The 25499-nt window shown below is 67.1% G+C and carries 20 protein-coding genes; 4 read left to right on the top strand and 16 right to left on the bottom strand.

What is annotated here, in order from left to right; all coding sequences use genetic code 11:
- Nucleotides 1-40 precede the first annotated feature (40 nt).
- Together IB225_RS11520 and IB225_RS11515 are read right to left on the bottom strand one after the other, a co-directional pair.
- Nucleotides 41-2107, bottom strand: coding sequence for a S9 family peptidase (locus tag IB225_RS11520; protein WP_192311382.1), 2067 nt, complete (start codon nucleotides 2105-2107; stop codon nucleotides 41-43).
- Between the two features lie 93 nt (nucleotides 2108-2200).
- Entirely contained in the window at nucleotides 2201-4189 is a 1989-nt protein-coding gene (locus tag IB225_RS11515) for an oligopeptide transporter, OPT family (RefSeq protein ID WP_192311381.1), read from the bottom strand.
- Nucleotides 4190-4305: 116 nt separating this feature from the next.
- On the opposite strand from IB225_RS11515, the gene IB225_RS11510 reads away from it, so the two are divergent.
- The gene (locus tag IB225_RS11510; RefSeq protein ID WP_225583702.1) at nucleotides 4306-6114 is read left to right on the top strand and encodes an oligopeptide:H+ symporter; all 1809 of its coding nucleotides are present in this window, start codon (nucleotides 4306-4308) and stop codon (nucleotides 6112-6114) included.
- Between the two features lie 50 nt (nucleotides 6115-6164).
- On the opposite strand, the gene IB225_RS11505 is transcribed toward IB225_RS11510, so the two are convergent.
- From IB225_RS11505 to IB225_RS11480, 6 genes are all read right to left on the bottom strand, one after another.
- Nucleotides 6165-8150: a S9 family peptidase gene (locus IB225_RS11505; protein WP_192311380.1), complete on the bottom strand. Its 1986-nt coding sequence runs from the start codon at nucleotides 8148-8150 to the stop codon at nucleotides 6165-6167.
- Nucleotides 8151-8223: 73 nt separating this feature from the next.
- Complete coding sequence (rfbD, locus tag IB225_RS11500) at nucleotides 8224-9120, bottom strand: dTDP-4-dehydrorhamnose reductase (RefSeq protein WP_192311379.1); 897 nt, start codon at nucleotides 9118-9120, stop codon at nucleotides 8224-8226.
- A complete protein-coding gene (gene rfbC / locus IB225_RS11495; RefSeq protein ID WP_192311378.1) occupies nucleotides 9117-9674 on the bottom strand; it encodes a dTDP-4-dehydrorhamnose 3,5-epimerase in 558 nt (185 codons plus the stop codon). Before rfbC ends, rfbD begins: the two co-directional genes overlap by 4 nt.
- Nucleotides 9674-10558: a glucose-1-phosphate thymidylyltransferase RfbA gene (rfbA, locus tag IB225_RS11490; RefSeq protein WP_192311377.1), complete on the bottom strand. Its 885-nt coding sequence runs from the start codon at nucleotides 10556-10558 to the stop codon at nucleotides 9674-9676. Before rfbA ends, rfbC begins: the two co-directional genes overlap by 1 nt.
- A 13-nt stretch (nucleotides 10559-10571) precedes the next feature.
- Entirely contained in the window at nucleotides 10572-11627 is a 1056-nt protein-coding gene (gene rfbB / locus IB225_RS11485; RefSeq protein ID WP_192311376.1) for a dTDP-glucose 4,6-dehydratase, read from the bottom strand.
- A gap of 55 nt (nucleotides 11628-11682) precedes the next feature.
- Nucleotides 11683-12180, bottom strand: a complete 498-nt coding sequence (locus IB225_RS11480) for a single-stranded DNA-binding protein (protein ID WP_192311375.1) — start codon at nucleotides 12178-12180, stop codon at nucleotides 11683-11685.
- Between the two features lie 153 nt (nucleotides 12181-12333).
- Between IB225_RS11480 and IB225_RS11475 the strand changes: the two genes are divergently transcribed.
- Nucleotides 12334-13332: a polyprenyl synthetase family protein gene (locus IB225_RS11475; RefSeq protein ID WP_192311374.1), complete on the top strand. Its 999-nt coding sequence runs from the start codon at nucleotides 12334-12336 to the stop codon at nucleotides 13330-13332.
- Between the two features lie 13 nt (nucleotides 13333-13345).
- Here IB225_RS11475 and IB225_RS11470 read toward each other — a convergent pair whose 3' ends face one another.
- The 4 genes from IB225_RS11470 to IB225_RS11455 all read right to left on the bottom strand — a co-directional run bounded on the left by IB225_RS11470 (nucleotide 13346) and on the right by IB225_RS11455 (nucleotide 19636).
- Nucleotides 13346-14128 carry a dienelactone hydrolase family protein gene (locus IB225_RS11470; RefSeq protein ID WP_192311373.1) on the bottom strand — a complete coding sequence of 261 codons (783 nt, stop codon included), beginning with the start codon at nucleotides 14126-14128 and terminating at the stop codon, nucleotides 13346-13348.
- 71 nt (nucleotides 14129-14199) lie between these two features.
- Nucleotides 14200-15603: a UDP-N-acetylmuramoyl-L-alanine--D-glutamate ligase gene (murD, locus tag IB225_RS11465; protein WP_192311372.1), complete on the bottom strand. Its 1404-nt coding sequence runs from the start codon at nucleotides 15601-15603 to the stop codon at nucleotides 14200-14202.
- On the bottom strand, nucleotides 15584-16939 hold the full coding sequence (gene murL / locus IB225_RS11460) for a UDP-N-acetyl-alpha-D-muramoyl-L-alanyl-L-glutamate epimerase (protein WP_192311371.1): 1356 nt from the start codon (nucleotides 16937-16939) through the stop codon (nucleotides 15584-15586). The genes murD and murL overlap by 20 nt, the downstream gene beginning before the upstream one ends.
- A 69-nt stretch (nucleotides 16940-17008) precedes the next feature.
- Entirely contained in the window at nucleotides 17009-19636 is a 2628-nt protein-coding gene (locus IB225_RS11455; RefSeq protein ID WP_192311370.1) for a bifunctional aspartate kinase/diaminopimelate decarboxylase, read from the bottom strand.
- A gap of 87 nt (nucleotides 19637-19723) precedes the next feature.
- On the opposite strand from IB225_RS11455, the gene IB225_RS11450 reads away from it, so the two are divergent.
- Together IB225_RS11450 and IB225_RS11445 are read left to right on the top strand one after the other, a co-directional pair.
- Complete coding sequence (locus tag IB225_RS11450; protein WP_192311369.1) at nucleotides 19724-20602, top strand: PhzF family phenazine biosynthesis protein; 879 nt, start codon at nucleotides 19724-19726, stop codon at nucleotides 20600-20602.
- Between the two features lie 31 nt (nucleotides 20603-20633).
- A complete protein-coding gene (locus IB225_RS11445) occupies nucleotides 20634-21512 on the top strand; it encodes a PhzF family phenazine biosynthesis protein (RefSeq protein WP_192311368.1) in 879 nt (292 codons plus the stop codon).
- A gap of 151 nt (nucleotides 21513-21663) precedes the next feature.
- Here IB225_RS11445 and IB225_RS11440 read toward each other — a convergent pair whose 3' ends face one another.
- From IB225_RS11440 to IB225_RS11425, 4 genes are all read right to left on the bottom strand, one after another.
- Nucleotides 21664-23328, bottom strand: coding sequence for an amidohydrolase (locus IB225_RS11440; protein WP_305076409.1), 1665 nt, complete (start codon nucleotides 23326-23328; stop codon nucleotides 21664-21666).
- 138 nt (nucleotides 23329-23466) lie between these two features.
- Nucleotides 23467-24180: a glycine zipper 2TM domain-containing protein gene (locus IB225_RS11435; RefSeq protein WP_192311367.1), complete on the bottom strand. Its 714-nt coding sequence runs from the start codon at nucleotides 24178-24180 to the stop codon at nucleotides 23467-23469.
- 70 nt (nucleotides 24181-24250) lie between these two features.
- Nucleotides 24251-24946, bottom strand: a complete 696-nt coding sequence (locus tag IB225_RS11430; RefSeq protein WP_192311366.1) for an alpha/beta fold hydrolase — start codon at nucleotides 24944-24946, stop codon at nucleotides 24251-24253.
- A complete protein-coding gene (locus tag IB225_RS11425) occupies nucleotides 24943-25377 on the bottom strand; it encodes an OsmC family protein (RefSeq protein ID WP_192311365.1) in 435 nt (144 codons plus the stop codon). The genes IB225_RS11430 and IB225_RS11425 overlap by 4 nt, the downstream gene beginning before the upstream one ends.
- Between the last annotated feature and the right edge of the window lie 122 nt (nucleotides 25378-25499).

The following is a 25499-nucleotide window of genomic DNA, read 5'->3' as shown; positions in this document are numbered from 1 at the left end:
AAGAAAAAGGGCCGGGGTGACCGGCCCTTCGATGCAGGCCTCAGCGGCCGATGTGCTGCTTCAGCCAGGCGTTGACGGTGTCGTGCCACAGGATGCTGTTCTGCGGCTTCAGCACCCAGTGGTTCTCATCGGGGAAGTACAGCAGCTTCGAGTCGATGCCCTTGCGCTGCAGCGCGGTGAACGTGGACAGGCCCTGGTCCACCGGCACGCGGTAGTCCTTCTCGCCCTGCACCACCAGCATCGGCACGCGCCACTTGGCGATATGGTTGACCGGGTTGAACTTCTCGACGTTCTTCGGCACGTCGTACGGCGTGCCGCCGTTCTCCCACTCGGTGAACCACAGTTCTTCCGTCACGTAGCCCATCGAGCGGATGTCGAACACGCCGTCGTGGTTGACCAGGCACTTCCACGGCTCGTTCCAGTTGCCCGCGATCCAGTTGATCATGTAACCGCCATAGCTCGCGCCCAGCGCGCAGGCGTTGTCGCCATCGAGGAACGTGTATTTCTGCTGCGCCGCGGCCCATCCCTTCTGCAGGTCTTCCAGCGGACGATCGCCCCAGTGCTCGCTGATCGCGTCGGTGAAGGCCTGGCCGTAACCGGTGGAGCCGTGGAAATCGATCATCACCACCGCATAGCCCTGACCCGCGTAAGTCTGCGGATTCCAGCGATAGCTCCAGCCATTGCCGAAGCTGCCCTGCGGGCCACCGTGGATCAGGAAGGCGACCGGATACTTCTGGCCTTCGACATAGTCGTGCGGCTTGACCACGTAGCCGTGCACGGTCTGGTTGTTCCAGCCCTTGAAGGTGAACTGCTCGAAGTCACCGAACGACACGTCCTTCAGCGATTCCCCCGCGCTCGGCGTGATAGCGCGCAGCGGCGCGCCCGCCAGCGAGGTGGTGTACAGCTGGTCGCCGCTCTTCAGCGTGTTGCGGGTGAAGGCGAGTGTGTCGCCGGCGATGTCGAACGCCGACACGCTGCCCTCGCCCACGACCTGCTTCACCGCGCCGCTGGCGACCTCGACGGCGAACAGCGGATGCTGGCCGACGTCCTGCGCACTGGTGTAGATCGTGGTGCCGTCCTTCGACAGCACGATGCCGTCGGCGGAGCGGTCCCACGACGGCGCGATCTCGCGCACCTGCTTGGTCGCCAGGTCCATCGCCATCAGGCCGAAGCGGTCGGCTTCGAAACCGGGTCGCTTCATCGCGCGGTAGAACAGCGTCTTGCCATCGGCGCTGAACACCGGGCCGGTGTCCCAGGCCGGATTCGATGCGGTCAGGTTGACCGGTGCGGCGCTGCCGTCTGCGGCGATCTGGTACAGGTCGAAGTTGGTCGACCATGCCTCACCCTTGCCCGCCACGCGCACCGCGGCCACGACGGAGGCGCCATCGGGCGACCAGGTGTATTCGTCGGCACCGCCGAACGGCTTGGACGGCGCATCGCCATCCAGGCGGTCGGTCAGCGACGTCGCGGTGGCAACCGGCTTGGCCTTGCCTTCCGGCAGCGCGGCCACGAACAGGCGGCTGCGGCGGCCATCGGCCCAGGTATCCCAGTGGCGGACGAACAGGCCGTCGTAGACCACGCCGGACGTCTTGCGCGCGGCGGTGTCGTCAAGCTTCTTCTTCGTGCAGGCGAAGTCGGCCTTGCAGTCGGCGAAGGTGTCGGTGCTGAACAGTACGCGGCTGCCGTCCGGGGAGAGTTTGTAGCTGGCGACATCCAGCGCGAAGTCGGTCAGCTGGCGCGGCGTCCCACCGGCGACGGGCAGCGCATACAGCTGCTGCGTGCCGGACTTGGCGCTGAGGAAGTAGACCGTCTTGCCGTCCGGCGAGAACGATGGCGAGTTGACGCTCCAGCCCTCCGGGGTCAGCCGCTTCGGCGGCGCCATGTCGCGCGTCAGCAGATGGCGGATCCACAGGCTGCTGCTGGCCTTGACCACGTCCGCATCGACCACGCGCTTGGCGAAGACGACCTGGGCGCCGTCCGGCGACAGGACAGGCGAGGACACGCGGTCCAGCTTCTGCAGGTCGCGGGCATCAAGGCCGCGGGCGGCTGCCAGCGACGGCAGCGCGGCCAGCAGGCAGAGGGGCAACAGGGCGGATTTCAGCTTCATCCGGGGCTCCGGCAACAGGGAAACCCCGATGGTAGGCGCTAAGCGCGCCGGGGCGCAAAGGCGTCAGGTCACGCCTTTGCGCCGTGTGTCAGTTCACTTGGGGCCCGGCTCGACCTCGCCCAGCGCCTTCGACTTGGCGCCGGTGCGGTAGAGCAACCAGCCGACGATCGCCAGGATCACCAGGCCGACGATCTCGCCCTGCTGGAAGGCCTCCGGCAGCACCAGCACGTCGCGGTCCTTGGTGGCGTAGATCGCCACGCCGACGGCGATGCCCATCAACGCTTCGCCCGTGATCAGACCGGCGGCGAACAGCGTGCCCGGGCGATGCAGGCGATCGCGTGCCTCCTCATCCTTTGTGCCGACCATGCCGTGGCGCTTCTCGACCAGGTAGGCCAGCAGGCCACCGAGGAAGATCGGCACCATCAGTTCCAGCGGCAGGTAGATGCCGATGGCCGCGGCCAGCACGGGAACGCGGAAGCTGCTGCCCTTGGCCTTCAGCGCCTCGTCGATCGCGATGATGATCGCGCCGATCACCGCGCCAATGCCGATGATGCCCCACGGCAGTTCGCCGCCGAACAGGCCCTTGGCGACCGACGCCATCAGCGTGGCCTGCGGCGCAGACAGCGGATTCGGGTGCTCGGCCGTCGGCGCGCCGATGCCGTAGGCCTCGGACAGGATGTTCAGCACCGGCGCCATGATCAGCGCGCAGGAGAACGCACCGATGCCCAGCATCAGCTGCTGCTTCCACGGCGTGGCACCAACGATGTAACCGGCCTTGAGATCCTGCAGGTTGTCGCCACCCACGGCCGCGGCGCAGCACACCACCGCGCCGATCATGATCGCGGCCACCGCACCCAACGGCGCGCCGCCCGCGCCGATCGCCATGCGTCCGCTTTCGCCGAGCAGCAACAACAGCACGACCGAAGCGAACAGGATGGTCGCGATGGTGATGCCCGACACCGGGTTGTTCGACGAGCCCACCAGACCGGCGAGATACGCGGACACCGAGACGAACAGGAAGCCGGCGACGATCATGATGATCGCCATCGGAATGCTGACGTGCCACATGCCGACGATGGCCTGGTACAACAGCAGCAGCGGCAACACGAAGACCACCAGCGCCACCAGCATCCACTTCATCGGCAGGTCGCGGTCGGTTTCGGCGACATCGGCGCCGCCCGAGCCCGCACGCGCGGCGGCGATGCCGCTCTTCACGCCGGACAGCAGCGACTTGCGCAGCGAGAACAGCGTCCACACGCCACCGATCAGCATCGCGCCGACGCCGAGGTAACGGATCTTGGCCGACCAGATGGCACCGGCCACGTCTTCCGCACCTGCGCCCGCGATGCTCTGCGCCAGCGCGGGATCGGTCCCCATGAAGAACATGTGGTAGAGCGGAATGGCGATGTGCCACGACAGGATGCTGCCGGACAGCACCACGATGCCGATGTTGAGGCCGACGATGTAGCCGACGCCGAGCAGCGCCGGCGACAGGTTGGTGCCCAGATAACCGAGGTACTTGCCGAAGAAGCCCGCGCCGGCCGCGGTGTCGGGGATCAGGCGCATGCCGCTGTGCGCGGCGACCTTCAGCACCGCGCCGATGGCGGCGGAGAACGCGAGGATCTTCAGGCCGGGACCGGGATTCTCGCCGGCCTTCAGCACTTCGGCCGCGGCCTTGCCCTCGGGGAACGGCAGCGGCTCTTCGACGATCATCGAACGGCGCAGCGGCACCGAGAACAGCACGCCCAGCAGACCGCCGAGGCCGGCGATGGCCAGCACCCACGAATACTGGAAGTCCTGCCAGTAGCCCAGGATGATCAGCGCGGGGATCGTGAAGATCACGCCCGCCGCGATCGACGAACCGGCCGACGCGCCGGTCTGCACGATGTTGTTCTCCAGGATCGTGCCGCCGCCGAGCAGGCGCAGCACGCCCATCGACACGACCGCCGCGGGAATGGCGGTGGCCACGGTCAGGCCGGCGAACAGGCCCAGATAGGCGTTGGCGGCGGAGAGCACCACGGCCAGCACGATGGCCAGCACGACGGCGCGGAAGGTAAGTTGCGGGGTCCCCGGCGAGCTCATGGCGCGTTCCCGAATGGCAGAAAGCGGACAACCTAGCGTCCGCTGCCCGGCAAGTCCAGCCGCGTGCACGGGCGTAGCGCCTATACTCGCCGGGTTTTCCGATACCGGAGCGGCCCTTGAGCCACCCTGCCCCCGCGGTAGCCGGCCGCGACGACTTCCTGGGCCATCCCAAGGGCGTCTACGTCTGCTTCTTCACCGAGATGTGGGAGCGCTTCTCGTTCTACGGGATGAAGGCGCTGCTGCTGCTCTACCTGACCAAGTACCACCTGTTCGCCGACGGCGCGGGCTACGACCTGATCGGTGCCTACGGCGGACTCGTCTACTGCATCCCGGTGATCGGCGGCCTGCTCGCCGACCGCTGGCTGGGCATGCGCAAGGCCGTCGTGTTCGGCGGCCTGCTGCTGGTCGCGGGTCATGCCGGCATGGCGCTGGAAGGTGCGGCGGCGGTGTCGAATGGCGGCGTGGTGACGCGCGACGAAGGCGCGCTGCGCACGATGTACCTGTCACTGGCACTGATTGTCATGGGCGTCGGCTTCCTGAAGCCGAACGTCACTGGCATCGTCGGGCGCCTGTATCCGGTCGGCGATCCGCGCCGCGATGGCGGCTTCAGCCTGTTCTACGCCGGCATCAACCTCGGTGCACTGCTCTCTTCGCTGGTGTGCGGCTATTTGGGCGAAACACTGGGCTGGAAGTACGGCTTCGGTGCGGCGGGCATCGGCATGCTGCTGGGCCTGGCGATGTTCCTGTGGGGCCAGCGCTATCTGCAGGGCCACGCGGAACCGCCTTCGCCTGCTGCGTTGCGCGTCAGCCTATTCGGGCTTCCGCGCGAGGTGGCGATCTACCTGGGTGCGCTGCTGGGCGTGCTGCCGTTGGCGTGGCTGATGTGGGCGGCGGCCAACGGCGCGTTCGCGCTCGCGGGCGAACTCTCGCTGGCGCTGGTGCTGATGCTCGTGGTGTTGATGCTGGTGCTGGGCTGGTTCGTCTGGTTCGTCACGACGCAATGCACGCCGGTGCAGCGGCGACAGATGATCGCGCTGATGGCGATGATCGCCATGTGCCTGGTGTTCTTCACCCTGTACGAGCAGACCTACGGCTCGTGGGTGATGTTCACCGACCGGCTCCTGACCAAGGATCTGTTCCCGTCGCTGGTCCACGCACCGGGCGTGCTGGTGTGGTCGGACAATCCGACATCGAATCTCGGCCTGTTCATCGGGACCGCGCCGTGGTCGACCTGGGGCCTGGTGGCGATGCCGGTGGCCTTCGTCATCGCCGTGCGCGCGAGCGAACGCCGTGCGGGCAGCCTGTTGCCGCGCGCGATCTTCCTGGCGACCGCGGCTCTGATGGTGCTGCTGGTGTTGCGCGATTCCGTCGTCCTGCCGCAGACGGCCGGCTCGCTGACCTATCTGGGCGCGCTGTTCCTGGTGGTGCTGGCGCCGGTCTTCGCGTGGCTGTGGGCGGCACTTGGCCGACGCGGACGCGACCCGTCCAAGCCCTTCAAGGGCGCGCTGGGCCTGGTGTTCGGCGGACTGTCGTTCGTGCCGCTGGCGCTTGCCGCGCAGCAGGTCGGCGACACCGGCGTGATGGCCAGCGTGTGGTGGCTGGTGCTGGCCTACCTGCTGCTGGAGATCGGCGAGATGTGCCTGGCACCGGTCAGCCTGGCGGCGGTCACCGAACTGTCGGTGCCGCGCGTCGTCGGTCTGATGATGGGCATGTGGCTGCTCGGCACCGCGTTCTCGGAGACGCTGGCCGCGCAGTTCGGCAAGCTGGCCGCGCTTGACGTGCCGGAAGGCGAGGCCTGGGACCTGGCACACGCCGCCGCCAGCTATGCCGACCTGTTCTGGCTGATGATGTGGATCGGCCTGGCCTGCGGCGCGCTGGCGCTGGTGGCCTCGCCCCTGCTGAAGCGGATGATGCGCCGCGCCTGAAATCACGACGGCGCTTTCCGGCGCCGTCGCTTTCTACCTACCACTGCGGCTTACTTGGCCTTCGCGCCGCCCAAGTGGCGATTAAAGAAGGCCAGCAGTTTGGTGTAGTACTCCCGCTGGTTGGCTTCCACGTAGAAGCCATGCCCCTCGGTCTTGTAATAGAGCGTCTCTACCGGGACGCCAGCCGCTTTCAGCCGACGCTCCATGAGTTCGGTGTGCTTGATTGGTGCAACTTCATCCTCGCCGCCGGCCGCCATGAACACAGGCACCTTGACGCGCTGCGCCATGTTGACCGGAGACACCGCGGCGAGTCCCGCTGCCTCACCAACCCAGTCTTTCGACCACCGTCCCAAGCGCAAACTCTGCCGCGCATCCTCCCGTTGCATCATCGGAAGGTCATAGACACCGACGTAGCCGGCTGCGCAACGATAGAGATCAGGCTCCTTGACTACGCCGCTCAGCGCCGCGTACGCACCATAGCTCGCACCGTAGATGCAGATGCGACGTGGATCGGCTATGCCTTGCCGGATCGCCCATCGGGTGGCATCGGTGACGTCATCCTGCATGGCCAGCCCCCACTGGCGCGCGCCTGCCTCCAGGAAGGCGCGTCCATAACCGCCTGAGCCACGGAAATTTGGTTGCAGTACGGCGTAGCCCGCGCCCGCAAGCATCTGCGCTTCATCGTTGAAGTGCCACGTATCACGGATGCCGAAAGGCCCTCCGTGCGGCAGCACGATCAATGGCAGATTGCGTGGCTCAGTCCCTTTCGGCACCGTCAGATAACCGTGCAGTACCAAGCCATCGCGGGCGATCCACTGCACTGGCTTAGACTCAGCCATCGCGTCAGGATCGAACCAGTCACGACGACTCAGCAGATAGTCCGCTTTCCTCTCGTTGGTTCGGAACAGGTAGAAGTCGCCGGGATTCCGATCGCTGGACACTTGGACCAGCGCGACACGGCCGTCCGAAGTGATGGACGTGATGCTGACGAGATGCCCGGCGAACGCGTGCTCGAGTTCCCGCTGCAGCAAGGCTTCCTTGGAATTCTTGTCGAAGAAGGCGGTACGCGGGCGACCATCCATGTAGAGCGCGCCCACCGGCACGCGTCCACCCCTACTGCCGGCGCCAAGACCCGTCACGCCATCGCTGAATATGATGCTGTGGGGATCGACCACCGCATCCTGCAGCACGGTCGTTCGCTGTCCTGTTTCTAAGTCATACGCAACGATCAAGGTGGGAGCGTTGCGTTGCTCGGTCAACAGGTAAGCCGTGCGATTGTCGGAGGAGAAGCCGATCGCGTACTCGCCGATGCCCGAAACCGACTCATCGTTGATCAACGTCCACTCGGAGGCATCACCGGGGCGGTAATAGAGTTTGCGGACATTGTCTGCCCCGGCACCACTAGTGAATCTCACGACGCCGGCATTATCGGTCACGAAGCTTGCGCGTCGGACAGGTGCACGCGCGACCTGGGTGCGCCGTCCGCTGTAAACGTCCATGCGTTCCGCGCGCGTATAAGGATCTTCGCTGAAGGGCCATACCGAGATAATGACGTTCTTGTCGTCGTCCGGCAGGGTGTCGACCAGGAACGCGGCGACATCCTCGACCTTCTTCGGCTGGATGCGGGTTCCTGCACCACGGCTCTCGACCCGATACCCCACCAGCATTTCCAATTGGGTGCCATCAGCATTGATGCCATACAGCTCACCGGTCGGTTGCGGCTCGTCGAGCGCACCGTACTTCTCCGAGATCGCGATCAGCACGCGCTCCGGATTGACCCACCAGAAACCGGAGACATGCGTGTTCTTGCCGAGCACGAAATGCGCGGTCAGCTTGTTGCCGCTCCGCAGCATGATCGCCAGCCCCGTCCGGTCCTCGAGCCGGACGGTGGCAGCGTAGAACTCACCGCTCGGCGATAGCTTGATGTCGGCAAACTTGTCCTTGCGGACGAAGGCCTCCACATCGACTTGCGCGGACGCGTTGAACGACGCGAGCGCAATACCGGCCACGATGGCAGCCAGGATTCCCCTGATCATCTCCCTTCCCCTTGAACCTATCCCTGATGGGTAGCGACGATAGCCGGCCATCACAACAAGGCGCAATCACCCGCTAGCCGTACGCTATCTGATCCAGCACGTGACCCACGCCCTCTTCCCAGCCGGGCATCGGCCCCAGCAACGACTCCAGCCTCCCCACCGCCATTCGGGAGTACGCGGGCCGCTTGGCGCGCGTCGGGAAGTCGGTTGTTCCGACGGGCACTACGCGTGGCGCCCGCGGCAGCAATCCCCGTTCGGTCGCACCGGCCACGATGGCCTCCGCGAAACCATGCCAGCTGGTACTACCCGCGGCAGTGACGTGCAGAGTGCCTTGTGCGGCCCGATGTGAGGCGAGCAGGCGTGCGGTGGTGTCCGCAATCAGATAGGCGGGCGTTGGCGTGCCGACTTGGTCGGCAACAACGCGAAGTTCGTCGCGCTCGACTGCCAGCCTCAGCATCGTCCGCAGGAAGTTATGTCCGCGCACACCGTACACCCACGCCGTACGCAGGATCAGGTGCGGCCCGCCTGCTGCGCGCACTGCCTCCTCGCCCGCCAGTTTGCTCGCGCCGTATACGCCGAGGGGCGCTGTCGCGTCGTCTTCGCGATACGGCCGGGAAGCCTCACCATCGAACACGTAGTCCGTGGAGTAGTGGACGAACGGAATCCCGCGCGCGGCGCATGCAAGCGCCAGCAAGCCAGGCGCCTCCGCATTCACCCGGAAGGCGGCGTCGACGTCGTCTTCAGCCTTGTCGACCGCGGTGTAAGCGGCAGCGTTGATCACCACATCGGGCGCTATGCGCTCGACCAGTCCGGCGAGCTCGCGAGGACGATCCAAATCGGCGACTTCGACTGTCCCGCCATCGGACAGCACGCCAGATCGCGTCGCCGCGACCGCGTCGCCCAGCGGTGCCAGGCTGCGCCTCAGCTCGTGGCCTACCTGACCATTCGCGCCGAGCAGCAGGATCTTCATGGATCGCAGGTCGGCAGTCGCTCCGACGCGACATCGGCCAACAACGGCGCATGCGTATCTTTCGGCGACAGAATGGGTTCCGTCACCGGCCAGCCGATGGCGATGGCAGGATCATCCCAGCGGATCGCAGCATCCGCCGTCCTGTCGTAGGGTGCGGTACAGAGATAGTGGAAGACCGCACGCTCCGAGAGCACCACGTACCCGTGCGCGAAGCCTTCGGGGATCCACATCTGGCGCCGGTTCGCCGCACTCAGTACGACGGCTGTCCAGCGACCGAACGTCGGCGATCCCTGGCGCACGTCGACCGCCACATCGTAGACCTCGCCTTCCAGCACACTCACCAGCTTTCCCTGCGGGTTGGGCCACTGGTAGTGCAGGCCACGCAGGACGCCACGCGCAGAACCCGCCACGTTGCTCTGGACGAAGGTCTCCGGCAATCCATGCTGCGCGGCGGTTTGCGCATTCCAGCTTTCGAAGAAGAACCCGCGATCATCCTCGAACACGGCGGGTTCGATCACGCGGCAACCGGGCAGCGAGGTTTCGATGATCCGCATCAGGTCGTCCCGCGCGTCACGAGGGCGCGGAGATAGTCTCCGTAACCACTTGCCCCATGGCGGGCCGCAAGCGCTTCCAGCCGGGCCGCATCGATCCAGCCGTTGCCGAACGCGATCTCCTCCGGGCAGCACACGCGCAGCCCCTGTCGCGCTTCGATGGTGCCGATGAAATTGGATGCCTCGAGGAGCGACTGCGGCGTGCCCGTATCCAGCCAGGCATGGCCGCGTCCCAGCATGTCCAGGTGCAGGTCGCCCGCGTCGAGATAGCAGCGGTTGAGATCGGTGATCTCCAGCTCGCCACGCGCGGAGGGCTTCAACGAAGCGGCATACTCGCTGGCACGCCCGTCGTAGAAATAGAGCCCCGTGATCGCGTAGTGGGACCGCGGATGCGCCGGTTTCTCTTCGATGCCCACGACCTTGCCGGTGGCGTCGAACTCGGCCACGCCGTAACGCTGCGGATCGTTGACCCAGTAGCCGAACACCGTCGCGCCACTCGGCTTCGCGTCGGCGCGTTTCAGCATCTCGGTCAGGCCATGTCCGTGGAAGATGTTGTCGCCGAGCACCAGGCAACTGGGGCCGCCGGCCACGAACTCCCGCCCGATCAGGTAGGCCTGCGCCAACCCGCCCGGACTTTCCTGCACGGCGTAGCGGAAGGTCATGCCCCATTGCGAGCCGTCGCCCAACAGCGTCTTGAACAGGGGCTGTTCGTGCGGCGTGTTGATGATCAGGACATCGCGGATGCCCGCCAGCATGAGCGCGCTCAGCGGGTAGTAGATCATCGGCTTGTCGTAGACCGGCAGCAGTTGTTTGCTGACCGCGTGCGTCAGTGGATACAGGCGGGTGCCGGATCCACCGGCGAGGATGATGCCCTTTCGTGTCGTCATCTCGTCTGCCTTCTCAAACCGCCGCGCCAATGCGCTGCAGGCGGTAACTGCCATCCAGGACACGCTCCACCCAGGCCTGGTTGGACAGGTACCAGTCCACCGTTTCGGCAATGCCCTGTTCGAACGTGTAGTGCGGTGCCCAGCCCAGTTCGTCCCTCAGCCTGGAGGCGTCGATCGCATAACGCCGATCATGCCCCGGCCGATCCTCGACAAGGACGATCCGGCTGCTGTGCGGCTGGCCGTCGCTGCGCGGCGCGCGGGTGTCGAGCAGCGCGCAGATCGTGCGGACGACCTCGATATTCTGCTTCTCGGCATTCCCGCCGATGTTGTAGGTCTCGCCCACCCGCCCCTGCTCGATCACGCGGCTGATCGCGTTGCAGTGGTCATCGACGAACAGCCAGTCACGGATGTTGCCGCCGTCACCGTAGACGGGCAGCGGTTCATCGGCCAGTGCGCGCGCGATGATCAACGGGATGAGTTTCTCCGGAAACTGGTACGGACCGTAGTTGTTCGAACAATGGGTCGTCAGCACCGGCAGGCCGTACGTGTGGTGGAACGCGCGGACCAGGTGGTCCGAAGACGCCTTCGATGCCGAATACGGCGAGTTGGGCGCGTAAGGCGTCGTCTCGGTGAACGCACCGGTGTCACCCAGCGAGCCGTAAACCTCGTCGGTGGACACATGCAGGAAACGGAACCGGTCGCTTCGCTCGCGATCCAGTGCTTTCCAGTAGTCCCGCGTCGCTTCCAGCAATCCAAGCGTGCCCACCACGTTGGTCTGGATGAAGGCGGCCGGCCCGTCGATGGAGCGGTCCACGTGGCTTTCCGCCGCGAAATTGACCACGGCGTCAGGCTGGTGCTCCTGCAGCAGTCGCGACACCAGCGCACGATCGCCGATGTCGCCATGCACGAACACGTGCAGGGAATTGTCCTGCACGGACGCCAGCGTGTCCGGATTGCCCGCATAGGTCAGGGCATCGAGATTGACCACCTTCACGCCCTGCGCGATGGCGCGCAGGACGAAGTTTCCTCCGATGAACCCGGCCCCGCCGGTCACCAGCCATGTCGACACCTTCACTGCTCCTCGTCAGGATGCCGGCAGCGTGTTGCTGACACGCGCGTGCGGGTCAGAACGGGATGTCGTCGTCCGCGAAGTCGTCCATCGGTGCCGGCTGCGAGGCCGGTGCGGGCGCGGAACGGCGCTGGCCGCCACCGCCCTGGTTGCCGTAGTCCTGCCGCGGCGCACGCGCCGGGCGATCGCCACCACCACCCGCACCACCGCCACCGCCTTCGCGGCCACCGAGCATCTGCATCTCGTCGGCGATGATGTCGGTGGAGTACTTCTCCTGCCCGTCCTGGCCGGTGTACTTGTCGTAGCGGATCGAGCCTTCCACGTACACCGAGCTGCCCTTGCGCAGGTATTCGCCAGCGATCTCGCCGAGCTTGCCGAAGAACACCACACGGTGCCATTCGGTACGCTCCTGCTGGTTGCCATCCTTGTCCTTGCGCACGCTGGTCGTGGCCAGGCTGATCCGGGTGATCGCCATGCCACCCTGGGTGTAGCGGGTTTCGGGGTCGTTGCCGAGATTGCCGACCAGGATGACTTTGTTGATGCCGCGGGCCATATCGATATCCGTTCAGGGATGCCCGCCGAGCGCGGGCAAAGACCAGTGAAGTATAACCGCCAGACCCCTCCCATCGGCCCCCGACCCGCCCGCATGTAGGGCATTGCCGCACACGGGCGCCTATAATTCAGCGACTTCCCGGCCCATCGTCCTATGTCCGTCGTCGAATCTTCCCGCACCGCCCTGGCCCTGCCTGCCATCCAATCGCTGGCCCAGGCCGACATGGTCGCCGTCGACGCCCTCATCCGGGCCCGACTGGCCTCGGACGTGGTGCTGATCAACCAGATCGCAGACCACATCATCTCTGCCGGCGGCAAGCGCCTGAGGCCCATGCTGGTGGTGCTGGCCGGACAGGCCTGCAGCCCGACCACGCCGGACCACCACCAGCTGGCGGCGATCATCGAGTTCATCCACACCTCCACCCTGCTGCACGACGACGTGGTGGACGAGTCCGACCTGCGCCGCGGTCGCAGCACGGCCAATGCGCTGTGGGGCAACGCGCCGAGCGTGCTGGTCGGCGACTTCCTCTATTCGCGCAGCTTCCAGCTGATGGTGGAACTGGACCGCATGGACGTGATGCGCCTGCTGGCCGACACGACCAACCGCATCGCCGAAGGCGAAGTGCTGCAGCTGCTGCACGTCCACAATCCGGACACCGACGAGGCCGCCTACCTGCGCGTGATCGAGCGCAAGACCGCCGTGCTGTTCGCGGCCGGCACACAGCTGGGTGCCATGGCCTCGGGCGCGGACGCCGACATCCAGCGCAAGCTCTACGACTATGGCATGGCACTGGGCTATGCCTTCCAGATTGCCGATGACGTGTTGGATTACACGGCGGACGCCGAGGCGCTGGGCAAGAACCTGGGCGATGACCTGGCCGAGGGCAAGGCCACGCTGCCGTTGATCCACGCGATCCGCCATTCCGACGCGACCGTTGCGGACCGTTTGCGCACCATCGTGCAGGAAGGCGATGCCGCGGCGATGCCCGAGGTGCTCGCCGCCATCCGTGGGACCGGAGGACTGGAGTACAGCCGCGAGCGCGCGCATCACTACGCCACCCTGGCCGAGCAGGCCCTCGAAGGCCTGCCGGAATCCGATGCGCTGGCCGCCCTGCGCGGCCTGGCACGCTATGCGGTGGAGCGCGGGCACTGACCCGCGCCGCACGTCATTTCGCGAAAACCTCGCTGAAGAAGTCCGCCATCATCCGATAGGCGCGCTTGGCCGAGCGCTCGTGATAGACACAGCCCGGCGGGTTCTGCGCATCCGACTCGGCGAAGCAGTGCACCGCGCCGCTGAAGTTCACGAACTGCCAGTCGGCACCGGCCTTGCGCATTTCGTCCTGGAACGCGGTGATTTCCGCGGCCGACACATAGGTGTCGTCGGCACCATTGAGCACGAGCACCGGTGACTTCGCTGCACCCGCCGCCGGCAGATCGGTCGCCAAGCCACCATGCAGGCTGACCACGCCGGCGAGCGAGTCGCCTGCTCGCACGAGTTCCAGCACCGTGCTGCCGCCGAAGCAATAGCCGAACGCGCCGATGCGCGCGTGATCCACCAGTGTGGCCGGCTGCTGCTTCAGCACGTCGACCGCCTTCTGCACGCGGGCACGCAGCTTCGGGCGATCGGCACGCATCGCGGTCGCAATCGGGCCGGCCTCAGCGTCGGTCTTCGGGCGGATGCCCTTGCCATAGACATCGGCGACCAGCACCACGTAGTCGTCGCCCGCGACGAGGTGCGCCTTCTCGATGGCGGAATCGTTCACGCCCTTCCAGTTGGGCACCATCACCAGGCCCGGGCGCGGCGTCGTCACGCTGTCGTCGTAGACGAGATAGCCGGAGAACGTGTCGGCGCCGATCTTCCATTCGACCGGCTTGGCGACCGGCGCCGCGAACAGCGCGGGCGACCACAGCAGCGACAACAGGCAGGACAGCAACAGGCGACGGCGCATGGCAGGTTCCTCGTGGGGGACCTGCCGAGTGTAAGACCGAATGCTTACAACGGCCGTGACGGCTCGTGTCCTCAGGCGATCCCGAGTCCGGGAATCGCAGTGATGTCATCAGGATTGAAGCCGGCCAGTTCGGCGAAATGCCGGCCGCGCGCCACGTAGTCGCGGTACTGGCCAAAGCTCGGCGCGCCAGGCGACAGCAACACGACACCCTCGCCATCCAGTGACGCATGGGCGGCAGCGACAGCCTCAGGCAGCGTCTCCACGCCCTGCAGGATGAAGCCACCCCCGCCTGTCACCGGCGCCAAGAGCTCATGGATGCGGGGACCATTGGCGCCCATCGTGATGATGGCGTGCGGTGCCTGGTCGCGCATATGCGCCGCGAAATCCGCCCAGTCCACGCCGCGGTCGTGACCGCCGACCAGCAGCGCGATGCGGCGGCCGGCGAAGCACTCCAGCGCCGCCAGCGTCGCATGTGGCGTGGTGCTGATGGAGTCGTTGACCCAGGTGATGCCGTCGTGCGTCCCCATTGTCTGCAGACGGTTCGGCAACGGACGGAAGGAGTGCGCATGCGCGGCCAGCGGCAGCGCATCGATGCCCGCCGCTTCCAGCGCCGTCAGCACCGCGCACAGGTTGCTGCGGTTGTGCCGCCCCGGCAGCGGCAGTGGCAGCGTGTCCATGACGAACACGTCGCCGCGATACAGATCATCCTCGCGCAGGTGCCAGCCGTCGGCACGGTTGAACCAGCGCACATCGCTGTGCGGAAGTGCCAGCGCGGCGAGGCGCGGATCGGCGGCGTTGAGCACCGCGATGCGCGGATGCGCGTCGGTGACCAGCTTCAGCTTGTCCTCGACATAGCGCGCTTCGCTGCCATGCCAGTCCAGATGTTCCGGAAACAGGTTCAGCACGACCGCGACGTCAGGATGCGCGCCGCTCGCCGCGACATCGCCGGTCTGGTAACTCGACAGCTCGATGGCCCATGCGTCGGGTGCCGCCTGCGGATCCAGCACCTCCAACAATGGCAGGCCGATGTTGCCGACCAGCGCGGTGCGACGACCCGATGCGCGCAGCAGATGAGCCAGCAGCGAGGTCGTCGTGCTCTTGCCCTTGGTGCCGGTGACGCAGAACGTGTTCGCGACCACACCGTCGTCGCCCGCATGCTCGGCGAACCACAGGCCGGTGCCACCAATGAAGCACGTCCCCATGGCCGCGGCCGTGAGCGCCACCGGACTGTTGGGGCTGATGCCCGGCGACTTGATGACGATGTCGAACGACGACAGGCGCTCGGCAGTCGCTTGCGTCTCCACCGCCAGCAGCGCATCGCCCAGCGAGGCCGCGTCCGCCGCCTCGGCGTCGTTGCAGAACAGCGTCAGCGGCAGCGCCGGCAGCCGCTCACGGATCGCATGATGGGCGGCGCGACCTTCACGGCCCCATCCCCACAGCGCGACGCGTTTTCCCTCAAGCTGCGAAATTCGCACGCAGGCGCTCCCACAGCGCGGCGGGGACGCGGTGCTCGCCGCCGATCTCCAGCAGCGGCGCCACGGTCAGTTCGACGGCATCGAGTTGCGGACGGATCTCGTGATTGAAGCGCGCTACGATCGTGTCTTCGCGCCATTCGGGGCGGTCGCCCAGCGTCGCCATCGCCGCGCGCGATTCCTGGCCTTCACCGACGCATTCGAACGGCTTGTGGTCCTGGTACTCCAGCAGCGCGTCGAAGCCGGCGGTCTGGTTCGCGTCATCCAGCAGGTTGCGGCCAAAGATGCCGACCAGCCGCGGCTTCGGCATGAACGGTGCCAGCGCCAGGAACACGAAATGGCACTTCGGGCACACGCCGCACCAGCGGTTGGTCGGACGCTCGCCCAGCAGGTGGAAGTTGCGGTTGCAGCTGGAGAAGTGCGCGTCGTAGTGGTCGGTCCGCGCGAACTGTCGCGCCACCGCCAGTTCCGACAGCGGACGCAGCAGCGAGTAGTAGTGCAGATCGGCAGCGACATGCGACTGCACGAACTCACCGAACGCCAGCTCGAACGCCCAGCCCTTCGACCACTGGTGGTTCACCTCGCCTGTGCCGGGGATCATGCTGCCGTAGCTGGCCGAGCGTTCGTTGGAGAACACCACCTGGTCCACGCCGTGCAGCAGCGCAGCCAGCACCATGATCGCCGAGTTGATCGCGGTCACCGGGATATGACCGTTCCACGCGCCCTGGCGGTTGTACTCGAACAGCTCCGGCGCCAGCGCGCGGCCGATGTTGAGCGTCGGCAGGCCGGTACGCGCGGCGCAGGCCGCGATCAGTTGCGAACCGCCGATCCAGGTCACGGTCTGGTCGACGCCAGCGCCACGCAGCGCCTCGATGCTGACCAGCGAATCCTTGCCGCCGCCGATGGCGACCAGCGCATGTTCGCCCAGCCCCGCGGTGGGTGCGGCCGGTTGCGCCGGCGCACCGACCGGGAAGCGGACACGGCCATGCAGGCTCAGGCCATTGCGATAGGCGAACTCGCCCAGGCCGTGCACGTAGACCTGCTCCATCAGCACGGCGGTCGCGGCATCGATGGCATACCCGTCGATGCGGATCTCGTTCGGCACCGCAGCCTTGTAATAGCTGACGCCGGTGATCAGGTGCAGCAGCCGCACCGCCTGCTCGACAGCCTGCGCGCGCGTTGCATCCAGCGTGAACGGCGCGCCCGGGATGGTCACCGTCTCGGTCAGCTCCGGGCCGTCGTCGAAGGCGTAGACCAGCCTCGCCACGCCGCTGTCCGCGTCGAAGTCGCAACGGACGAAACGGAAGATGCGGATGCTGGATTTGTCGAACGTCGTCATGCGTGATCCATGGAAGAAGCCGCCTGCCCTTCATGGCAGGCAAAACAATGAAGAAGAACAGCGGGCACGTCAGGCTGACGCATCGACGGCGATACCTTCGATGACATCTTCGCCCGGCAAGCCGCGCAGGTTGTAGTGGCTGGCCATCACGTAACCGTAGGCGCCGGCATCGGAGAACAGCAGCACGTCGCCTTCGTTGGTCGCGGACGGCAAGCGACGACGCTTGCCGAAGATGTCGCTCGATTCGCAGATCGGACCGACCACGTCGAACGGTTCCTGCGCCGTGTCGTCCAGCCGCGACAGGTTGGCCACGTCGTGCCAGGCGTCGTACAGCGCGGGGCGCACGAGCGTGTGCATGCCTGCATCGCTGCCGACGCGGCGGATGCCCAGCTTCTCGACGACCTGCGTGACGTGGGCGAGCAGCACGCCCGACTCCGCCACCAGGTAACGGCCCGGTTCGATCACCAGCTGGTAGGCGGGATAGGCCGCCTTGATCGCAGCGAGGCCTTCGCCCCATGCGGCCAGGTCGAACGGTTCGTCGCCCTCGGCATAGGGAATCGGCAGGCCGCCGCCGATGTCGATGGTCTCGATCGTACCGATCTGGTCGGCCAGCCCGCCGAGTTCGTCGGCGATCTGGTTCCAGTGCTGCGGACTGTCCACGCCGCTGCCGAGATGCGCATGCAGGCCGGTGATGCGCACATCCAGCGCGCGGGCGGCGACGAGGAATTCGTCCAGCTTGGCCAGCGGCAGTCCGAACTTCGAGCTCTTTCCGCCCGTCTTGACCTTGTCGTGGTGGCCATCACCGCGCCCCAGGTCCACGCGCAGCCACAGTCGACGCCCACGGAACACCTCGGGCCACTGCTGCAGCGCCTCCACGTTGTCGAGCGTGACGTTGATGCCGCGCTCCAGTGCGAAGGCGTACTCGGCGCGCGGGGCGAAGCTCGGGGTGAACAGCACGCGCTCCATCGGCAGCGACGGTGCGACGTCGAACACGCGTTCCAGCTCGCCGCGGGACACGCACTCCAGGCCGAAGCCCTCTTCCACCAGCGCGCGCAGGATGGCGGGGTGGGAGTTGGCCTTGATCGCGAAGAAGCGGTGATCCACCGCCGCAATGCCCGCCAGCGCACGGGCGCGGGCACGTACGACGTCCAGGTTGTAGACGTAGCGCGGGGTATCGCCCTGCGCCAGCGACAGCAGCTTTTCACGCGCAGTCGGCAGGCTCCACCAGCGCACGTCACGCTGGCGCACCGCGCCGTTGATCTCGCGCCAGCTGGGACCGAACACGCTGGCCTCGTCGGCCGGCATCGCACCGCTGTCGATCAGCGCCTCATGCAGCAGCGGCAGCATGCCGTCGGCGTCGGCCTCGTCGATGACGAAGGTCAGGTTGAGGTCGTTCGACGACTGCGAGATCAGGTGCACGCGCTCGCGACCGAACATCGCCCACACATCCGACAGCTTGTGCAGCAGCGAGCGCATGCCGCGACCGACCAGGGTGATGGCCGTGCACGGCGCGATCACCTTCACCCGGCAGATCTCGGCCAGATCGGCCGACAGCGCGGCCAGCACGTCGGTGTTGACCAGGTTCTCGCTGGGATCCAGCGACACGGTGACGTTGGTCTCGGACGAACCGATCAGGTCCACCGACAGACCGTGCTTCTTGAAGCGGGCAAACACGTCGGCCAGGAAGCCGACCTGCTGCCACATGCCGATGCCTTCCATCGACACCAGCACGATGCCGTTGCGGCGACTCACCGCCTTCACGCCCGGCACCGTCAGCGCGTTGCCGTCGATCGTCGTGCCCGGCAGTTCCGGACGCTCGGTGTCCAGGATCGCCATCGCCACGCCGGCGTCGCGGCAGGGCTTGATGGAGCGCGGATGCAGCACCTTCGCGCCGGTGGTCGCGATTTCCTGCGCTTCGTAGTAGTCCAGTCGCGTCAGCAGGCGCGCATCGGGCACTTCGCGCGGGTTGGCGCTGAACATGCCGGGCACGTCCGTCCAGATTTCCACACGCTGCGCACCCAGCAATGCACCGAAGTACGCCGCCGACGTGTCCGAGCCTCCGCGACCGAGGATGGCCGTGCCGCCGTCGGCATGGCGCGAAATGAAGCCCTGCGTCAGCAGCATCTGCGCCGGCTGGCCGGCGAAGGCACGGCGCCAATCCTGGTCCGGCGCGGTGTTGCACGACACCGACAGACGTTGCGCCCACGCGCTCTGGTTCGGCAGGAAGTTGGCCTGCAGCCAGTGGCGCGCATCGACCCAGCCGAAATCCAGTCCCTGCGCGCGCAGGTAGGCCGCGCCCAGCGTGGATGACAGCAGTTCGCCCTGCCCCAGCACTTCGGCCTGCCAGTCCAGCGCACGGCTGGCGGCGCGGGAATCGGTCAGCAGGTTGCGCAACGCCGCAAGGCGCTCGCCGAGTACCGCGTCGGCGTCCAGTTCCAGTTCGGCGAGGAATTCGCGATGGCGCTGTTCGAGCTTCGCCACGCGTTCCGCGCTGTCCGCGGCGCCGTCGGCGATGGCGGTCAGCTCGTTGGTGACGCCCGACAGCGCCGACACCACCACCAGCACGCGCGCTCCCTGTTCGTCCGCCCGCTGTTTCGCCAGTTTTCCGATCGTGTTCCAGCGGTGGCGACGCGACACCGAGGTGCCGCCGAACTTGAGGACGATCCAACGATCAGACGCGGGGGTGGCAGAGGGCATGGATAGAATGGGGAGGGATGCCCGAACCGTTCGGGCGTGAACCGTCGATTCTAGCCGAAGCCTCCCGGCGCGACCGGACCGTACCGCATGCAACGAACCTCCCATCGCTATCTGCAGGTCGACGTATTCGCCGACCGCCCCGGCGCCGGCAACCCGCTGGGCGTGGTGCTGGACGCCGCCGACTGGGACAGCGAGCGCATGCAGGCGTTCGCGGCCTGGACCAACCTGTCCGAGACCATCTTCTTCCTGCCACCGACCACGGCCGATGCCAGTTACCGCATCCGCATCTTTACGCCGCGCCAGGAACTGCCGTTCGCCGGCCATCCCAGCGTCGGTGCAGCCTGGGTGGCGCTGGAGACGGGCCTGGTCACCGACACCGCTGCCCTGATCCAGGAATGCGCCGCTGGCTTGCTGCCGGTCCAGGCCGACGACCAGAGCCCGCAGCGCACAATCAGGCTGCGTGCACCACGTGCGGGTCGTGTCGACCTCGCACCGCCAGACAACGCCTTGCAGGCCGTCCTCGCCACGCTGCCCACCGCTGGCCTGCCGGCGGCGCTATGGAACAACGGCCCCTCGTGGTGGCTGGTGGAACTGGAAAGCGAGGACGCCGTGCGCCAGCTCGCACCCGATCTGGCCGCGATCGCCACACTGACCCAGGCGACCGACGCCGTGGGGCTCGCGGTGTTCGGCCGCGCACCCTCGGGCACGGGTCACCAGCTCGCGGTGCGCGCCTTCTGCCCCGCCGACAACATTCCCGAAGACCCGGTCACCGGGAGCGTCAATGCCTGCATCGCCGCCGCCCTGCAGGCCGCGGGCACGCTGCCCGGCGACGACGGAAGCTACATCGCCAGCCAGGGGCGCGAACTGGGTCGCGATGGTCGCGTGGCCTTGCGCGTCGATGAGGAGGGCGAGGTCTGGATCGGCGGTCAGGCGCAGTTGGTCATCGACGGCCGGATGACTTGGTAAGCTGCGCGGCCCCCACGCGACAACATCCCCCATGACCCTCCGCCGCTACGTCCAGCTGGACGTATTCGCCGACCGTCCCGGTGCCGGCAACCCGCTGGCCGTCGTCCTCGACGCCGCCGGCCTGGATGACGCCGCCATGCAGGCCATCGCCCGCTGGACGCGCCTGCCGGAAACCACGTTTGTGTTCGCGCCCACGCAACCCGGCGCGAGTTATGCCGTCCGCATGTTCAGTCCGCGCCGCGAAGTCCCGTTCGCCGGCCATCCCAGCGTTGGCACCGCGCACGTCGTGCTCGACGCGGGACTGGCGACACCGGTCGACGGCCTGCTGATGCAGGAAGGCGCGGTCGGGGTGCTGCCGTTGCGCGTGGACGGCGACGGTGCCGGCCGCACCATCGCCGTGCGCACGCCACGCGCGCAGGTGGTGAAGGTGGGTGATCCTTCGAATAATGAAGCCCTGCGCGCGGCGCTCGCGAACCTCCCGGCCGGCGATCTGCCGCCTGCCCTCGTCGATGGCGGTCGCCGCTGGTGGCTTGCCGAGGTGAGCGACGAAGCCACGCTGCGTGGCGCCATGCCGGATTGGGACGCCATCGGCGCCCTCGCCCGTGCCACCGAAAGCATGGGCGTCTGCGCCTATGCCCGCACCCCAGGCCAACCGTATGACCTCGCCGTGCGTGCCTTCGTCGGTGCGCCTGCCGCGTTCGAAGATGCAGCCTCCGGCGCCGCCAACGCGACGCTGGCGGCCTGGCTGGCGTCACGCGATGCGCTGCCCGGCCGCGATGGGCGCTACATCGTCAGCCAGGGGCGCGAAGTCGGTTATGACGCGCGCCTGCAACTGCGCGTCGACGACGCCGGCGAAGTCTGGTCCGGCGGTCATGTGCGCACCATCGTCACCGGTCAGATCGACTGGTGATATCCGCTCCCACTGTAGGAGCGACGTAAGTCGCGACCGGAAGATTTCCGCTCACTTACGGCCTGATGTGTGCAGTCACTGCACACTTCATGGTTCAAGGGCCATCGAGGCACGCGGTCGCGACTGACGTCGCTCCTAGAGGAAGCAGCCGCTACTCGACTTCGTAGACCGCCTTGCCATCCACCCACGTGGAACGGACGTGCAAGTCGTCGAGCTGTTCGCCCGGGATCGCCAGCGGATCCTCGTCGAGGATCACGAAGTCCGCGCGCAAGCCCGGTGCTAGCCGACCAACTTTCGCTTCGTCGTGACCCGCCCATGCGGCGTCCGCGGTGAATCCGCGCAGCGCCTCCGCAGCACTCAGACGCTGGTCCGGCATCCAGCCGCCGTCGGGATGATCCTTGCCATCCTGCCGCGTCACCGCTGCATGCAGGCCGCGCCGCGGATCGACCGACTCCACGGGGAAGTCCGAACCCAGCGCCAGCTTCACGCCACTGCCCTGCAGACGCTGCCAGGCGTAGGCGCCGGTGATGCGTACGGGCCCCAGCCGATCCTGCGCCCACGGCATGTCGGACGTCGCATGCGTCGGCTGCATCGACGCGATCACGCCGAGCGCAGCGAAGCGCGGAAACTCCTCCGGTGCCACCACCTGCGCATGCTCGATACGCCAGCGATGGTCGGTTTTCGCCGCATCGCCCAGCACGCGCTGGTAAGCGTCCAGCACCAGGCGGTTGCCACGATCGCCAATGGCATGCGTCGCCACCTGCACGCCGCAGCCACGCGCCTTGCGCATCGCCGATTCCAGCGCCGCCGGCTCGGTCACCAGCAGGCCGCGGTTGCCGGGATCGTCGCTGTAGTCCTCCAGCAACGCCGCGCCGCGACTGCCCAAGGCGCCATCGGCGTACAGCTTCACGCCTGTCATCTGCAGGCGGCCACCCGCGTGGCGATACGTCCCGTGTTCGCAGAGGTCCGCCAGCGCGGCGCCATCGCCGTCGGCGTAGGCATCGATGCGCAGCGGCAGGCGACCCTCGTCGGCGAACTGCTTCATCAGCGCCAGATCCTCGCGCGACACGCCCATGTCGTGCACACCGGTCAGGCCGTTGCGCACGGCGGCCTGCGTGGCTTTCTCCAATGCCTGGCGCCGATATGCGGCATCGGGCGCCGGCACCACGGCATTGACCAGCGCCATCGCGGCATCGATGAACACCCCGCTCGGCTTGCCGCCGACGCGTTCGATGCGCCCACCCTCGGGCTGCCAGTCACCGTCGAGCGAACGCGTGGCCTTCGCCGCCACCGCACGCAGCGCCGCACTGTTGGCCCAGCCGGCATGGCCGTCCACGCGCTCAAGCCAGACCGGACGGTCAGGGAACGCGGCATCGAGATCCGCGGCGCCAGGGAAGGCCTTTTCCGGCCAATCGTTCTGGTCCCAGCCGCCGCCCAACAACCAGGCATTCGGCGGGAGCTGTTTTTCGAACGCGCGCAATCGCGCGATCACCTCGTTCTTGTCCTGCGCATCCACCAGGTCGGCGCGCATCAGGGCGTAACCCAGGCCCATGACATGGCCATGTGCGTCGATCAGACCGGGGATCACCGTCTTGCCGGCAGCGTCGATGCGTGTCGCATCGGGATAGCGCGCAAGCAGCTCGCGCGTGTCGCCCACGGCCAGGATGCGCCCCTGGGCGTCCCACGCCATCGCTTCGGCAACCGGTCGCGAGGGATCGGACGTATGCACGCGTGCGGCCGTCACCACCTGTACCTGTGCCTGCGCAATACCCGCACAGGCCAATAACCCGCCCATTCCCCATGCCAGACGCCGCATGCCGCACTCCTGTCCTGATCCAGCGCGGGACTATGCGCGGTGGCGCGCGCGACGGCAACGGGCGCAAAAAAGGGGCCTTGCGGCCCCTTTCGCGGCAATCCCCTGCCTACCGCCCCGGGCTCCCGCGTAACGCAGGAGTCATTCGGGACGTACGTCCACGCGTACGCGCATGCGCTCGCCCGGGTGGTAACCGGTGCGCGTGCGGTAGGTGCGGCCGCCGTACTCGTAGGTCACGTCGTAACCGGAGACCCGGCCATCGCCGTAGTAGTCGTCGCCATAGCGGCCATCGTTCACCGGCACCGGATCGCAGACGCGCACCTGGCCGCGTTGCACCTGGCGGTTGCGCTGGTTGTTGTCGTAGATGGAGCGACCGGCCATACCGCCGACCATCGAACCGACCGCCGTGCCGACGTAACGGCCACTGCCATCGCCGACCTTGCTGCCCAGCACCGCACCGGCGATGCCGCCGATCACGGTAGCCACGGTACGGCCGGCTTCGGTACCGCCGGTGGAGGTGCGGCGCTGGCCATAGCCGTCTTGTCCGTACACGTCGCGGTAGTCCCCGTTGTCGTACACATCGCCGTAGCCGCGGTTGGAATACGCATCGTCGCGGTAAACGTCACGCGCATATACATCGTCCGCGTCGCGGTAGTAGCACTGCTGGGAAGTCGTGCCACGCGTGTCGCGATAGCCGCCTTCGATGATGGGATCCACCCGCACGACACGCGCATAGTCGTAATAGGGTTCATCGCCGTACCGGTCGGAGGTGCCGTAGTGCCGCGTGGACTGCGCGGAGGCCACACCGGTGGCGAGCAGGCCGAGGGCCAGCACGGTGGCGGAAAGACGCTTCATGTCGGGTACTCCCCCACGCCGGATTGGCGTGAGCGCATGCTCGGCTCCAACGGGTGAAATCGGGCTGAACTCAGCCGACATGAACAGCGCGGTTTACCCATTCGACAGTTTGCGCGGCGATGCCTGCCGCTTCGCGGCCCAGCAACGGACCGACGTGCGAGCGTGAAAGCGTTTGCAGGATGTCCAGCTTCCACGCGGTGGCCATCGCCTGCGTGATCGCTGGCGGCACATCCTCGTCTTCGAGGGATGCGATGACCAGCGTCGGACAGGCGGGCCGCGCCAGTGGCAGGCCATCGCACGCCGTGCGCAACACCTTCCCGGACTCGTTGCGCCAGTGGCGGAACGCGAACAGCGCCGTCGCTTCATCGGCGCCCGGCAGCGCACGACGCGTCCCATCAAGCCGCGCATCGCGACGCCACGGCACGACATCCGGCCACACCCGCGACGGAAGCGATGCATGCCACGGGGCAGGCGGCAGCGGATTCACCAGGACCAGCGCATCGGCCGCATCGGCGATGCCCAGCGCGAGCAGGCCACCCAGGCTGGCGCCGACGAGGACGCGTGGGCGCGGCAGCGACTCCAGCGCATCGCGCGCCTGCTGCAGGTAATCATCGAAACCGGTGGCCGCGAGTCCCGCGGCCACCGGTTGCAGATCGGGCGCGACGACGGCGATCCCGTTCGCTTCGAGCACGCCGCGCCACACGTTCCACTCCCAGCCGCCGCCACCGGCGCCATGCACCAGCAGCGCGGCCCGTACCGCTGTCAAAGCAGCGTCGCCTCCAGCGACACCGGCACCGACAGCGCGCGCGAAATCACGCAACCGGCCTTGGCCTGCTGGGCGATCTCTTCGAACTGCGCCGCGCTGATGCCCGGCACGCTGCCCGACACGGTCAGCTTGATGCCGGTGACGGTCGGGCCTGGATCCATGCCCGGCTCCATCGTCGCTTCGGCGCGCGTCTGCAGCTTGTCCGCGGTGAAGCCGGCCTTGCCCAGCACCGCCGACAGCGCCATGGTGAAGCAGCCGGCATGCGCCGCCGCCAGCAGTTCTTCCGGGTTGGTACCTTTCTCGTCGCCGAAGCGGGTCTTGAAGGAGTAGTTCTGTCCTTCGAACAGGCCGCTCTGCGGCGTGCTCAGCGTGCCCTTGCCGGACTGCAGGTCACCGGTCCACACCGCATCCGCGTAACGCTTCAAAGCCATGGTCGTGCTCCATCAGGGTCAGGGGAACGCAGGGTACACCTCTGGATGTTCACGGCATGTACCGCAGTGCGGCTTGACCCCGCCCGGGCACATGCCGATGCTGGCCGTCCGCCATGACCGCC

The organism is Pseudoxanthomonas sp. PXM02, assembly GCF_014851805.1.
GTDB lineage: Bacteria > Pseudomonadota > Gammaproteobacteria > Xanthomonadales > Xanthomonadaceae > Pseudoxanthomonas_A.
This window is presented reverse-complemented; position numbering and strand designations above follow the sequence as displayed.

Coding starts and splice junctions, on each gene's coding strand:
- rfbC (WP_192311378.1), bottom strand. CDS start 9,674: ATGCGGATCATCGAAACCTCGCTGCCCGGTTGCCGCGTGATCGAACCC.
- IB225_RS11480 (WP_192311375.1), bottom strand. CDS start 12,180: ATGGCCCGCGGCATCAACAAAGTCATCCTGGTCGGCAATCTCGGCAAC.
- IB225_RS11455 (WP_192311370.1), bottom strand. CDS start 19,636: ATGCCCTCTGCCACCCCCGCGTCTGATCGTTGGATCGTCCTCAAGTTC.
- IB225_RS11515 (WP_192311381.1), bottom strand. CDS start 4,189: ATGAGCTCGCCGGGGACCCCGCAACTTACCTTCCGCGCCGTCGTGCTG.
- IB225_RS11440 (WP_305076409.1), bottom strand. CDS start 23,328: ATGCGGCGTCTGGCATGGGGAATGGGCGGGTTATTGGCCTGTGCGGGT.
- IB225_RS11425 (WP_192311365.1), bottom strand. CDS start 25,377: ATGGCTTTGAAGCGTTACGCGGATGCGGTGTGGACCGGTGACCTGCAG.
- rfbD (WP_192311379.1), bottom strand. CDS start 9,120: ATGAAGATCCTGCTGCTCGGCGCGAATGGTCAGGTAGGCCACGAGCTG.
- IB225_RS11450 (WP_192311369.1), top strand. CDS start 19,724: ATGCAACGAACCTCCCATCGCTATCTGCAGGTCGACGTATTCGCCGAC.
- IB225_RS11445 (WP_192311368.1), top strand. CDS start 20,634: ATGACCCTCCGCCGCTACGTCCAGCTGGACGTATTCGCCGACCGTCCC.
- IB225_RS11470 (WP_192311373.1), bottom strand. CDS start 14,128: ATGCGCCGTCGCCTGTTGCTGTCCTGCCTGTTGTCGCTGCTGTGGTCG.
- rfbA (WP_192311377.1), bottom strand. CDS start 10,558: ATGACGACACGAAAGGGCATCATCCTCGCCGGTGGATCCGGCACCCGC.
- IB225_RS11435 (WP_192311367.1), bottom strand. CDS start 24,180: ATGAAGCGTCTTTCCGCCACCGTGCTGGCCCTCGGCCTGCTCGCCACC.
- IB225_RS11520 (WP_192311382.1), bottom strand. CDS start 2,107: ATGAAGCTGAAATCCGCCCTGTTGCCCCTCTGCCTGCTGGCCGCGCTG.
- murL (WP_192311371.1), bottom strand. CDS start 16,939: ATGACGACGTTCGACAAATCCAGCATCCGCATCTTCCGTTTCGTCCGT.
- IB225_RS11505 (WP_192311380.1), bottom strand. CDS start 8,150: ATGATCAGGGGAATCCTGGCTGCCATCGTGGCCGGTATTGCGCTCGCG.
- IB225_RS11475 (WP_192311374.1), top strand. CDS start 12,334: ATGTCCGTCGTCGAATCTTCCCGCACCGCCCTGGCCCTGCCTGCCATC.